Origin of the sequence: Nonomuraea thailandensis, assembly GCF_024172165.1 — a bacterium.
GTDB classification, from domain to species: domain Bacteria; phylum Actinomycetota; class Actinomycetes; order Streptosporangiales; family Streptosporangiaceae; genus Nonomuraea; species Nonomuraea thailandensis.
The window spans coordinates 6858473-6870920 of record NZ_JAMZEB010000002.1 but is presented as its reverse complement, the minus strand read 5'-3'; the positions used below and the strand labels follow the sequence as shown (position 1 = coordinate 6870920).

The following is a 12448-nucleotide window of genomic DNA, read 5'->3' as shown; positions in this document are numbered from 1 at the left end:
CGGCTCAGCTCTGGAGGAGCGGCAGCCGCCGCACGCCGGTCAGGGTCGGCGTCGGGATGAACTGCACCGGGTCCTCAGGATCCGTGCGGAGCCGGTCGAACCGGTCGAGCAGGATGTTCAGCGCGACCCGCCCCTCCAGCCGGGCCAGAGGAGCGCCCAGGCAGAAGTGGATGCCGCGCCCGAACGCCAGATGCGGGCTGGGGTCGCGATGCGGGTCGAAGGCGTCAGGGTCGGGGAACTGCCGGGGATCCCGGTTGGCCGCCCCCAGCCAGCACATGACCATCTGGTCGGCCGGGATGCTCACGCCGCCGAGCTCCACCTCGCGGGTGGTGGCGCGGCCGAGCGCGGCGAACGGCGTGAACAGCCGCAGCGACTCCTCGATGACGGCCGGGATCGAGGCCCGGTCGGCGCGCGCCCGGTCCTGCTGCTCGGGGTAGGCGTCCAGGCACAACACCGTGTTGCCGAGCAGCATCGTCGTGGTGATGTGCCCCGCGAGCAGCAGCACGATCGCGAAGTTGACCACCTGGTCGTCGGGCAGGCGCTCGCCGTCCACCTCGGCCTCGACCAGCCTGGTGAGCAGGTCGGCGCGCGGCTGCCTGCGGCGCTGCGCGGCGTGACCCGCGAGGTAGCCGGACATCTCCTTCCACGGCTTCATCACCGCCTTGAGCTCCTCCTCCCGCTCGTCCGCCGGCCGGCTGACCGAGACCTTGGCATCGCGCTGGAACAGCGCGTCGGCCCACTGCTTGAACAGGGCGCGGTCGCTGCCGGGGATCCCCAGCAACTCGGCGATGACGATCACGGGCAGGGGATAGGCCAGGTCCGTCACGAGCTCGAACCGCTCCCGATCTCGCGCCGCGTCGAGCAGCTCGTGGGTGAGCGCGGCGATCCTGGGCTCGAGGTCCGCGACGACCTTGCGGGTGAAGGCGCTGCTGACCAGCTTGCGCAGCTTGCCGTGCTCGGGCGGGTCGATCTGGGTGATGAAGCCGTCCAGGGAGAAGTCGTCCTTGGGCGGCAGCATGGACTCGGGAACCACCCGCATGGTGTCGGAGGAGAACGCCGCCGGGTCACCGAGCACCTCGTGCAGCTCCGGGTGACCGTAGACGTTCCACATTCCGGCGTCGGCCGCGAACTCGACCGCCGGGCCCGATCGGGGCCCGTGCAGCCAGAAGTGTTGTACGGGGATGTCGTACCGTTCGACGATGTCGGCCATCGCCTCTCCTTGTTGTAGATCCCTCGATGGAGATGTACGTCAGGATGACGTGTCGCGGTACTTCTGCCAGCGGTGGAGCATCTCGTCCCCGTCCTGCACGGTGAAGGCGAAGAAGTCCCGGGTCTCCTCCAGCCGGACCCGCTGGGCGGCCCGGTCCTCGTCGAGGATCGACAGGCCGTACTCCAGCGTCTCCAGGCTCTGCTTCACCAGGTCGAGCTGGACCCGCAGGATCTGCGCCCACCCGCCGCCCACCGCGCGGTAGCGGTGCTCGCGGGTGGCCGCGGGGACACGCTCGATGATCCCGCCCGCCTCCAGCTGCCTGGCGACCGTGCTGACGGCGGTCTTGCTCAGGCTGAGCTCCGCCGCCAGGTCGGTGAGCGAGGGGTCGGGAGGGTCGCAGATCATGAGCCATGCCCACAGGCGGCCCATGCTGCGCGTCGCGCCCAGGCGCTCCATGACGAGCCCCATGCGATCGACGAACTCGCTCTCCGAAGCCTTCACGGGCGTCAACTCCGCAACGAACGTCAAGTACGTACTTTACGAAGTGTACGTCGCAGGGCGCGGAGAGGGAAGAACAGAGGTCCGGCCGGAATCAGCCCGCCTGGCCCGCGACCTGATCGATGCGGACGAACGTGGCCCCCTGGACGGCGGCGCGGGCGCCGAGGACGTGCCCGTCGCACATCCGCGTGACCGTCCCCGCCCGGTCGATCACCTTCCACGTGGCCGGCTCCTCGCACGGCCGGCCGGGCCGGTCGTAGCTCCAGGTGCGGTGGCACACGCGGCACTCGGACAGGCCCGCCCGGGAGGAGAGCGTGTTGCCGTGCTCGGGGCACACGGCCCACGGCAGGCCGCACGGCTGCACCCGAAGCCGGGCCAGCTCGGCCGCCGCGCGCTGCAGGTCCTCGGCGGCCCTGGCCAGCCAGCCGGCGGCCTGACGCGCCTCCACGAGCGGGTCGGGCTCGGGCGAACCGCCTGGGTAGCCGCCTGGGGAGCCGCCGCACAGCTCCCAGACCTCGGCAGTGAGCGCCTCGGCGCGGATCGCGAGGGCACGCAACTGCTCGGGAGTGACGGTCATGCGGGCTTCCCTCTCGCGAGGGCCGTCGCCGGTACGGCCGGGGAACTGGTCGCTGGAACGGACCCTACGTCCTGACGGCCGCCGCCGCGTCTAGGGTGTGGCCACGGCCTGGAGAATGCTGTAGCGCCCCGAGGTCGGGGTGACCTCCGCCGGCTCCCACCCGCCCGCGCGCAGCAGGTCGCCGTACTGCGACCGGGTGCGCTCGCGGCCGCCCAGCAGCACCAGCATGGCCAGGTCCGACATGTGCACGGACGACGGCGCCCACGGCTCGGGCAGCAGCATCTCGACCAGCAGCAACCGGGCGCCCGGAGCGGCGGCGCGGCGGCAGGTCGCGAGGATGCGGACCGCGTGCTCGTCGTCCCAGTCGTGCAGGATCCACTTCAGCAGGTACAGGTCGCCCTTCGGGACCTCCTCCAGGAAGTCGCCGCCGACCAGGTCGATCCGGCCCGCGAGAGGGGAGCCCCGCAGCCGCTGCCGGGCCGCCTCGATCACCGGCGGCCGGTCGAGCAGCACGCCGGTCGCCGACGGGGCCTTGTCCAGCAGGGCGGTGAGCAGGACGCCGTAGGCGCCGCCGACGTCCACCAGGCGCTGGTGCGCCGACGGGTCCACGGCGGCCGCCACGTCCGCGGCGACCTGTGCCGACTGCTCCCCCATGCCCAGGGCGAAGTGCTCCGCCTCCTCGGGATGGGTGGCGAGGTGCTCCCAGAACGAGTGTCCGAGCACCGCGGGCGCGACCGGCCCGCCGGTGCGGACCGACTGCTCGAAGTCCCCGACGAGCCGCCACACCGTCGGGGAGCCGTAGGCGACGGCCAGCTCGCGGATGGCGGTGGGGGAGTCGGAGCGCAGGCACTCGCCCGCCTCCGTCAGCCGGTAGTGGTCCGGCTCGGTCTCGGCCATCAGGCCGACCGTGGCGGCGGCCCGCAGCAGGCGCAGCAGGGCGCCGGGGTGGGCGCCGACGGCCGCTGCCAGCTCCCGCGCCGGGCGCGGCCCCGCGGCCAGCTCGTCGGCCACGCGCAGCCGGGCCAGGACGAAGATGATCTGGGAGTGCCAGAAGCCGCTCAGCAGGTGCTGGACGTGCTCCGCGGGTGTCTCGCGATCGTGCTTGCCGGTGCCGGCGTACGACATGGCCTCACTATGACATCTGGGGCGAATGGTGTCATCGGGACGCGGACGAGGTCCTGGCGGCATCCGGGCTCCAGCGGTTCACTGGCTTACGTGCGCCGATTTCCGCTCGTTCTCGCGTGCTTCCTGCTGACCGCCTGCGCCTCGTCGTACGGCGCCGGTGACACGGAACCCCTGACGGGTCCCACGGCGATCGATCACGCGGCCGTGAACACGTGGCGGGACTTCCCGGCGGGCGGGAAACCCCGCCCGCTGGTCGTCACGTCCGACCTGCCGCTCCGTAGCGCGGAGGCGAAGGCGGACGGCCCGTTCGAGCCGGCCGCCGAGCTGCCCGCGGAGACGCCGCCCCCGTCGGAGTGGGAGCTCCCGGACGGCTCCGCCACGGTCACCGCCGTCTCCGCGGCGGCCGCGTACAGCGCGATGACGCGGCTCATGCGCCCGGGGCAGGCCCGCCGGCCGGCGAAGGTCACCGGAGCCGTCTGGAGCACGGGCACGTTCACGACCGATCGCGGTCCCGTGGAACTGCCGGCCTGGCGATTCTCGACGGATTCCGGCGGCAGCGTCACCTGGCCGGGACTGGCTCCGGAGCATTTCTGGCGGCTCGGGGAACTACGGGCCTCCGCCGTCCTGCACGGGGTCCGGCTCGGGCAGGACGGCCGCACCCTCGTCGTCTCCGCCGTGGCGCCCCGCGCCTGCCCGGGAGATCGTGCTCCGGTGCTGGGCGCGCACGCGGTCGAGTCCCCGTCCGGCGTGGTCGTGGGGATGAAGGTCACGGAACCGGGCGAGGGCGGCTCGGGGTGCGTGATGGCGGCGTACGCGTCGGCCGCGGAGTATCCGGTCACCCTGGCGGAGGAGCTCGGCGGCCGGGTCGTGCTCGACCGCACCGGCGCCCCCGTCCCGGTGTCGCCGGAAGGCTTCCCCCCGACGCCGTCGTGACAGGCGCCTGCGGCGATTGTCAAAACCCCGTGACGGGAGATACTGCCTTCCGGAAAGCTGATCTTCAGGATCGAGCACGACGGAGGACTGGTGGACTTCGCGATACTGGGCACCATCCGCCTCAACGGCGCCGCGGGCCGGGTCCGTCTCAGCCGCAAGCAGCGGGCGGTCATCGCGGCACTCCTGCTCCATCCGAACGCGACCGTCTCCACGGAGCGGCTGATCTCCGCCCTCTGGGACGATCCGCCGCGCTCGGCCGTGGCCAACGTCCAGACGTACGTCCACCAGCTCCGCCGCCTGCTGGAGGGCAGCGGGCTGGAGGTGCGCACCGAGGGCTCGGGGTACGTCTGCGAGGTGCCGCCGGGGCGGCTGGACCTTCAGGCGTTCGAGGAGGGGCTGCGCCGGGCGCGCGAGCAGCGGGCGGGCGGCGACCTGGCGGCGGCGGAGCGCGAGTACGCGGTGGCGATCGGGCTGTGGCGGGGCGCGCCCGCCGAGGACGTGCCGCTCAGCGGGGCGATGGCGCCGCGGATCACCGAGCTGGAGGAACGCCTCGCGGTGGCCAGGTCGGAGTGGATCGACGTACGGCTCGCGCTCGGCCGCGAGGACCTGGTCGCCGAGCTGCGCGCCCTCGTCGCCGCGCACCCGCTGCGCGAGCGCCTGTGGGAGCAACTGGTGGTCGCCCTGCACCGCGGCGGCCGGCGCGACGAGGCCCTGGACGCCTTCCGCCAGGCCCGCGAGCTCCTGGTCGCCGAGCTGGGCATCGAGCCGGGCCCGGAGCTGCGCCGCCTGCACACCGCCCTGCTGGCCGGCGACGACGACCTCGACGCCCGGCCCGAGCTGCGCCGCCTGCGCGCGGCCTTGACGGGCGCCGACGGGGATCTCGACGCGCGGCCGGAGCCGCGCCGCCCGCGTGCCGCTTCGACGGGCGCGGACGGCGATCTCGACGGGTGGCCCGCCCCCCGCCTGCGTGCGGCGGGGGGCGGTGATCCCGGCGCGCGGGCGGAACCGCGACGCCGGCGTGCCGTTCCGCCGGCCGATGACGGCGAGCCCGGCGCGCCGCCGGAGGCGCGCCGGGCGCCGGGCGAGGAGGCGGAGGCGGGGGTCCGGGGCGAGGTGCCCGTGGCGTTCCGGCGGTTGTGCCAGTTGCCCGCCGACACCGCGGACTTCGTCGGGCGCGAGGCGGAGATCGCCGAGCTGACGGCGTTGCTGCGGGCGGGGGAGGAGCGGCTCAGCCCGCCGATCGTGATCGTGTCCGGGCTGCCCGGCATCGGCAAGACGACGCTCGCCGTGCACCTGGCGCACCTGCTGCGCGCCGACTACCCCGACGGGCAGCTCTTCGTCCGCCTCGGCCAGGACGAACGCGGCCCCCGCGAGCCCGGCGAGCTGCTCGACGTGCTCCTGCGCTCGCTCGGCATCGACGGCGCCGCCATCCCCGCCTCGGCCGACGAACGCGCCCGCCTGCTGCGCCAGCGGCTGGCCGACCGGGCGGTGCTCGTCGTGCTGGACGAGGCGGTCGAGGAGGCGCAGCTGCGCCACCTGCTGCCCGGCACGCCGCGCGGCGCCGTCCTGGTGACCTCCCGCTCGCGGCTGCCCGCCCTGGAGGGCGCCGTACGCCTCACGCTCGACCTGCCCGGCGAGCAGGACGCCCGGAGGTTGCTGGAACGTGTGGCGGGCCCCGACCGCATCGGCATGGCGCCCGGCGCGGCCGAGCAGATCCTGCGCTCCTGCGGACGCCTGCCGCTGGCCATCCGGGTCGCGGGCGCCCGCCTGGCCACCCGCCCCGTCTGGCCGGTCAGCGAGCTCGCCACCCGCCTGGCCGGGCGCGGCCTGGACGAGCTGGTCGTGGGCGGGCTGGACGTGCGGGCCACGTTCGAGCCGAGCTACGCGGCGCTGCCTGAGCCGGCCCGCCACGCGTTCCGGCTGCTGGGGCTGGCGGGGCTGGACAGCGTGGCCGAGTGGTCGGTCGCGGCCCTGCTCGGCCCGCCCGGCCCGGATCCGGGCACGGCCCTCTCCGGGCCGCCCGGACCGGGGACAGGCGCGGTGCCGGGCCGGCCGCGCGGGTCGGGCGAGCCGGGAGCGGCGGCGCACGGACGCGGGGCGGATGTGGCGGCGTACGGGCTGGAGGCGGATGCGGCGCTGGAGACGCTGGTCGCGCGGGGGATGCTCACCTCCACCGAGGTGGACGGCGCCGGGCAGCCCCGCTACCGGCTGCACGACCTGCTCAGGGTGTACGCGCGGGAACGGGCCGAGGCGGAGGAGTCCCCGGCGCGCCGGCGCGAGGCGCTCACCCGGCACGTGCTGGAATGCCTGCGCCGCACCAGGGCCGCGACGCGCCGCATGCCGATCCCGCTGTCCCCGCCGTACCCGCGCGAGCCGGACCCGGATGCGGTCCCCGACGTGCGGGCGAGTGCGGCGTGGATGGCGGCCGAGCGGCGCACGCTGATGCTCGCCCTGACCACGGCGGCCGGGCTCGGCCTGGTCGCCGCCGCCGCGGAGCTGGCGCACCACCTCACCGGCTACCTGCTCATGGACCGCTTCCTGGACGACGCCGAGCAGGTGCAGCGGATCGTGATCGGGATGGGCGACGAGTGCGCCACGCTGCGGGCCCGGTTGCTGCTGGCCACGGTGCACATCGAGCGGGGCCGCTACGAGCGGGGCGAGGCGGAGTGCGCCGCGCTGCTGGCGGACCTCGGCCGCGCCGGCGACCTGCACGGCGCCGCGTACGCGCTGATCAGCCGGGCCGCCGCCCGCCACGGGATGGGCCGGCTGGACGAGGCCCTGGCCGACGCGTACGCCTCGCTCGACCTGCTGGCCGCCCACGACGACACCGCGGGGCTGGCGTACGCGTGGACCTGGCCCGTCTGGATCCACATCGAGCGGGGCGAGCACGGCCGTGCCGCGGAGATCGCCAGGGCGCGGGTGGAGGTGACCCGCGACGAGGACCACACCATTCGCGGCAACCTGCTGCGCGCCCTCGGCACCGCCCTCTACCAGCGGGGCGAGACGGCCGAGGCCGTCGACTGCTACCGGGAGAGCCTGCTGACCGCGCAGGCGGCCGGCGACCGGGGCGAGATGAGCAAGGTGTTGCGCCGCCTGGGGGAGGCGCTGGGCGCGCTGGGCCGCTTCGACGAGGCGGCCGAGACGCTGGCGGCGAGCCTGCGGCTGTTCGTGGAGTGCGGCGACGGGCTCGGGGAGGCGCTGGCGGGGCACGCCCTGGGCGTCGTCCGCCTGCGCCAGGGCGAGGCCGGCCAGGCGCTCGGGCACCTGCGGGCCGCCCTGGAACGGCTCGGCGGCGACGGCCCCCCGGTGTGGCGGGCCCGGACCCTCAGGGAGCTCGGCCGGGCCCACGCCCTGCTGGGCCGCCCCGAGGAGTCCGCGGCGGCGTGGCGCGGCTCGCTCGCCCTGTTCGGCGACGCGGCGGAGGCCGGGCAGGTGGCGAAGTACCTGGCCGAGTGACCCACCCCGCGAACGCCCGGCCGGGTGGTTCTGCCGGCGGTCACTCCTGGAGGCGCCAGACGACGGGCGGCCCCTGCGCCCCGGCCGGCCGCGCCCCCGCCGGGCCGGCCCCGGCGTGGCGCCCCCGGCCGACGGGCGGGCGGGGAATGCCGAAACGGCGCAGGTAGCCGACGGCGAGTGCCACGGTCAGGGCGACCAGCGCGTACAAGGGCCAGCACGTTCGGGATCATCACAGTCCTCGCTCGAAGCTGAGCTCCAGCAGGTCGGCGCGCGGCCGGCAGGGCGCGGGCAGGTCCTCGGCGGTCTCGGCCAGGACGATGCCGGTCAGGGGCAGCCCGTGCGCGCGCTCCTCCAGCCGCCCGAGCAGGCCGGGGTCGTGCTTGCCCGCGACCACGTGGAGCAGGTGGCCGTCCAGCGCGTACCGGGTGGGCGGCGGCAGCGCGTGCTCGGCCTGCAGCAGGTCGAGCACGTCCCGCGTGGTGAGCCCGCAGGGTGACACGCGGCCGAGCACGCGGAAGGTCGAGTACGGCGTCACCACGATCGTGCCGACCTGCCCGGGAGCGGCCGGGGCCAGCGTGACGGGATCGAGTATCTCGATCAGGCCCGGTCGGGCGGCAGGTGCAGGTGACCGCCGGAGCAGACGCGGCCGGGGACGGGCGCGATCTCGGTCATGGAGTACCCGTCGTGGACCTCCGCGCCGAACACCTGCCCGGCCCGCTGCGAACCAGGATGTGAGCGGTCGCCGGAGACTTCCTGCACAGCCGCTGCAAAGGGCAGAATCTCCTCAGTGATCGGGGCCTGGACGCGGGGGAGCTGTGGCGGGATGAGCGCTGGGTCGTGGACGCGCCGGGACCGGGCGCTGCTTGCGGTGCTGGTCGTGGTCCTGGGGGCGGCGGCGTACGGGTGGAAGCACGAGCACGACCGGGCCTCGGCGTTCGAACGCGCCGCCCTGGCCCACACGCTGGCGCTGCGCGGCGCCGAGCTGCGTGACTCCGACCTCGCCCAGGCCCTGGCGTTCGGTACGGCCGCGGTCGCCGTCCACGACGACGACCGGACGCGCGCCGGGCTGCTCGACTCCGTGCTCATGAACGAGCGCACGGTGCTGGCGGAGCCCGTTCCCGAGGGAGGCCAGGACGTGGCGGTGAGCGCCGACGGGCGGTTCGCGCTCGCCGAGGATGAGGACGGGGTGGCGGTGTGGGATCTGCGGGACCGGCTCGGTGAGGAGGAGTTCGAGCCCGACCGGCTCGCCCTGCTGAGGGGGCACCGGCGGGAGGTGAGCGCGGTGGCGCTGGCGGCCGACGGGCGCACGGCACTGACCGGCGACGAGGACGGCGTCGTCCTGGTGTGGAACCTGACCCGCCCGGAGCGTCCCGTGCGCGAGGCCACGCTGACACCCGGGAGGAAGGGCGGCGAGATCCGGGCGCTGGCCCTGTCCGGGGACGCCCGTCTCGCGGTCGCCGCCGATGACGACGGGCGGATGAAGATCTGGGACCTGTCCGACCGGTCGCGCCCGGCCCGCCTGTCGGACACCAGGGCCGGTGGCGTGGGCGTCGAGGAGCTGGCGCTGAGCGCGGACGGCAGGACGGCCGCCGTCGTCGTCGGCGAGCACGGAGGTTGGACGACCCTCTGGGACCTCGCCGATCCCGCCCGTCCCGCCAGGCTGCCCAGCCCCGCGTTCCCGCGCGGCTCGGTCGCGGACCTGGCGATGAGCGCCGACGGGCGCAGCGCGCTCATCGCGGAGGCGGAACGGCTCGAGACCTGGGAGATCGGTGACCGCCTGAGCCCCGGCCGGATCGCTGCCATGGACCTTCCGCGCGTCAGCGAGCTCGCCGTGACGTCGGACGGCGGCATGGCCTTGGCCGCCGGCGAAGACGGAGCCGCTGCCCTCCTGGACCTCTCCCAGCCGTCCCGTCCCGCCCGGACGGCCTCGTTGCGCGGCGACATGGAGTACGTCGAGGCCGTGGCCCTGAGCGGGGACGGTCAGGTCGCCCTGATGGCGAGCCGGTACAGGGGGGTCTTCCTGTGGAATCTCACCCACCTGGACGACCTCGTCGCCGATCCGCTGGCCACGTACTGCGACCTGCCGGGCGGAGATCGCGGCCTCACCTGGGCGGCCTGGAAGGAGGCCACCGGCGGCGTGGACTGGGCCCGCTTCGGCGGGTACGGGTCGCACAGCGTGTCCCCCTGCTCCCTGGGGTGATCGGCGTCGGACCTTGACCGGCAGCCGCGCCTCGCCGATATTCGCGGTATCGAGCCGGGATGAGGGGGGCGCATGAGGATCGTGGAGCTCGTGTCCGTGGACGGTTACGTCGCCTTCGACCTCGACTGCCCGACGAGCGCGGGCGGCACGCGGCTCGCCCCTGACGTCACCCCCGGAGAGGCGGGGCTGCTGGCGCGGGCGATGACGTACAAGCTGGCCGTGCTGGGGGAGCGGATCGGCGGCGCCAAGGCGGTGCTGCGGGCCACGGACGAGGAACGGGAGATCACCCTGGCCCGCTACTGCCAGGAGATCGCCCCGCTGATCGAGAAGGGCGAGTTCCTCACCGCCTCCGACCTGGGCACCCGCACCCAGGACTTCGCCTCGCTGCCCGACTACCGCGCCGACTCGCTGATGCACCAGGAGGCCGGCGGCGAGCTGGTGGACACCATGGTCACCGGCCTGGGCGTGGTGGTGGCGGCCGAGAGCGCGCTGGGCGGGCTGGCGGGGCGGACGCTGGCGGTGGAGGGCTTCGGCAAGGTGGGCGGCGCCGTCGTCCGCGAGGCCGCGCTGCGCGGCGGGCGCGTCGTCGCGCTGTCCACCCTGTACGGCTGCGTCGCCGACCCGGCGGGGCTCGACGTGGCCGCCCTGACGCGCCTGCGCGCCCGGCACGGCGACGCCTGCGTGAGCCGGCTCGGGCTGCCCGTGCTCCCGCCGGAGGCGCTGTACGAGGTGGCCGCCGACGTGCTCGTGCCCGGCGCGCGCACCGGGACGCTGACCGCCGCGCGGGCCGCCCTGGTGCGCGCCCTGGTGATCGCGCCGGCGGCGAACGTGCCGTACACCGAGGCGGGGCTGCGTACCCTGCGGGAGCGGGGCGTGGTCACGCTGGCGGACTTCGTGTGCAGCGCCGGCGCCACCATCGGTTACCTCGCCGACCGCACCGGCCGGGTCCGCGACGCCGACGCGGCGCGCGCCGTGGTGGAGGAGCGGATCGCCCGGCTCACCGCCGGGGCGCTGGAGCATCCGGACGGGCCGTTCGCCGGGTCGTGCGCGGTGGCCGAGCGGTTCCTGGCCACCTGGCGCGACCCCGGCGGCCTCCCCGCCGGCCCGCCCCTCGCCCCCGACCCGGAGCCGTAGCCCGCCGCGCGCGCCTTCACGGCCCCCGGGTGCCGACCGCGGCCACCAGCGCGAACGTGCCGACCCCGACGAGGGCCGCCGTCGCGCCCGCGGGCCCGAGGTCGAAGAGCTGCCCGGCCAGGATCTCGCACACGAAGGAGAACATGCCGGCGCAGAACGCCAGCACCCCGTAGTACGACCCGAACCGCTCGGGCGGCGCGTGCCGGGTGACACGCTGGAAGATCGACGGCTGGATCAGCCCGTTGGCCACGCCGTTCAGCACGGCCGCGATCATCAGCGGCGCCACCTCGGTGCCGTCCAGCGGCGCGAGCACGAAGAACGCACCCGCCGCGCACAGCAGCCCGGCCCGCAGCACCCAGGGCCGCTCGCCCCGCCGCCCGGCGGCGACGAACGGCTGGGCGGCGGCGGCGATCGCGGCCAGCACGCAGAAGCAGAGCGTGGCCGCGACGGGCGTGAAGCCGAGCAGCGGCACGGCCGTCATGATGTGGTTGGCCAGCAGCGTCGTGGGCGCGGTCATCAGCGCGAAGAGCAGGAAGGAACGGTCGCCGAGCACGGCCCGCACGCCGGGCAGCACCCCGCGGAAGGGCACCGGCCGGCGCGGGGTCCTCGGCAGCAGGAGGAACAGCCCGCCGGAGACCGCCCACATGGCGCCGGCCGCCCCGGTCAGCAACGCGAACCCGGGCTGCAGCGAGATCAGGGCCAGCCCCACGGGCGGCCCCGCGACGGTCGCGACGTGCTGCGCGGTGACGTAGGCGGCGAAGCCTCCGGCCTGATGGGGCCCGGCGCCGGCCAGCAGGCTCTGGGCCGCGGGGTTGTAGAGCGCGCCGCCCACGGCGATCACGACGGCCGCGCAGAGCAGCGCGCCGACGCTCTCGGCGGTCCCGAGCAGGGCGAAGCCCGCCGCGCGCACGACGCAGGCGATCACCCCGGTACGCCGCGCGCCGATCAGGTCGGTGAGCGCCCCCACCGGCAGCAGCAGCGCGAACTGCAGGCCGGTCCGCGCCCCGAGGATCAGCCCCGCCGTGCCCGCCATCAGGCCGAGGTCGTGCCGCAGGTGCGCGACCAGGTGCGCCATCACCGAGAAGAAGCCCAGGCAGCAGGAGAGCTGGATCGCGACCACGGTGACGACAATCCGGCGGCCGGCGGGGTCCACGGAGGACGGAGGGGAGACGGGAGCGGCGACAGTCACGGGAACCGAGCACATCAGAGCCAGGACCAGCCGGTCCAATATCGAGAGGCGGCCGGACCGATATCCGAATCCTTATCCCGGCCTCCTCCGCGTAAACCGCTTGCAGGCGATGATGGCGCACGCGCC

At 75.2% G+C, this 12448-nt stretch carries 12 protein-coding genes; 4 read left to right on the top strand and 8 right to left on the bottom strand.

Annotated features, from left to right (window positions below; all coding sequences use genetic code 11):
* Positions 1–4 precede the first annotated feature (4 nt).
* The 4 genes from HD597_RS35475 to HD597_RS35460 all read right to left on the bottom strand — a co-directional run bounded on the left by HD597_RS35475 (position 5) and on the right by HD597_RS35460 (position 3410).
* Positions 5–1210: a cytochrome P450 gene (locus HD597_RS35475; RefSeq protein WP_253747803.1), complete on the bottom strand. Its 1206-nt coding sequence runs from the start codon at positions 1208–1210 to the stop codon at positions 5–7.
* Between the two features lie 39 nt (positions 1211–1249).
* A complete protein-coding gene (locus tag HD597_RS35470; RefSeq protein ID WP_253747802.1) occupies positions 1250–1738 on the bottom strand; it encodes a GbsR/MarR family transcriptional regulator in 489 nt (162 codons plus the stop codon).
* A gap of 64 nt (positions 1739–1802) precedes the next feature.
* The gene (locus HD597_RS35465) at positions 1803–2285 is read right to left on the bottom strand and encodes a hypothetical protein (protein ID WP_253747800.1); all 483 of its coding nucleotides are present in this window, start codon (positions 2283–2285) and stop codon (positions 1803–1805) included.
* Positions 2286–2375: 90 nt separating this feature from the next.
* Entirely contained in the window at positions 2376–3410 is a 1035-nt protein-coding gene (locus tag HD597_RS35460) for a methyltransferase (RefSeq protein WP_253747798.1), read from the bottom strand.
* Between the two features lie 90 nt (positions 3411–3500).
* Here HD597_RS35460 and HD597_RS35455 point away from each other — a divergent pair, with 90 nt between their 5' ends.
* Positions 3501–4343, top strand: coding sequence for a hypothetical protein (locus HD597_RS35455; protein WP_253747796.1), 843 nt, complete (start codon positions 3501–3503; stop codon positions 4341–4343).
* Between the two features lie 90 nt (positions 4344–4433).
* Positions 4434–7799: an AfsR/SARP family transcriptional regulator gene (locus HD597_RS64975; RefSeq protein WP_308210756.1), complete on the top strand. Its 3366-nt coding sequence runs from the start codon at positions 4434–4436 to the stop codon at positions 7797–7799.
* A 40-nt stretch (positions 7800–7839) separates the two neighbouring features.
* Here the strand turns inward: HD597_RS64975 and HD597_RS35435 are convergent, their stop codons facing one another.
* From HD597_RS35435 to HD597_RS35425, 3 genes are all read right to left on the bottom strand, one after another.
* On the bottom strand, positions 7840–8007 hold the full coding sequence (locus tag HD597_RS35435; RefSeq protein ID WP_253747794.1) for a hypothetical protein: 168 nt from the start codon (positions 8005–8007) through the stop codon (positions 7840–7842).
* A 21-nt stretch (positions 8008–8028) separates the two neighbouring features.
* Complete coding sequence (locus HD597_RS35430) at positions 8029–8334, bottom strand: hypothetical protein (RefSeq protein WP_253747792.1); 306 nt, start codon at positions 8332–8334, stop codon at positions 8029–8031.
* A gap of 62 nt (positions 8335–8396) precedes the next feature.
* Positions 8397–8558: a hypothetical protein gene (locus HD597_RS35425; protein WP_253747790.1), complete on the bottom strand. Its 162-nt coding sequence runs from the start codon at positions 8556–8558 to the stop codon at positions 8397–8399.
* A 64-nt stretch (positions 8559–8622) separates the two neighbouring features.
* Here HD597_RS35425 and HD597_RS35420 point away from each other — a divergent pair, with 64 nt between their 5' ends.
* Together HD597_RS35420 and HD597_RS35415 are read left to right on the top strand one after the other, a co-directional pair.
* Complete coding sequence (locus HD597_RS35420) at positions 8623–9999, top strand: WD40 repeat domain-containing protein (protein WP_253747788.1); 1377 nt, start codon at positions 8623–8625, stop codon at positions 9997–9999.
* Positions 10000–10071: 72 nt separating this feature from the next.
* Positions 10072–11133: a Glu/Leu/Phe/Val dehydrogenase dimerization domain-containing protein gene (locus HD597_RS35415; RefSeq protein ID WP_253747786.1), complete on the top strand. Its 1062-nt coding sequence runs from the start codon at positions 10072–10074 to the stop codon at positions 11131–11133.
* A 16-nt stretch (positions 11134–11149) separates the two neighbouring features.
* On the opposite strand, the gene HD597_RS35410 is transcribed toward HD597_RS35415, so the two are convergent.
* Positions 11150–12322 (bottom strand): MFS transporter, encoded by a 1173-nt coding sequence (locus HD597_RS35410; RefSeq protein WP_253747784.1) that lies wholly within the window; start codon positions 12320–12322, stop codon positions 11150–11152.
* Positions 12323–12448: the final 126 nt, after the last annotated feature.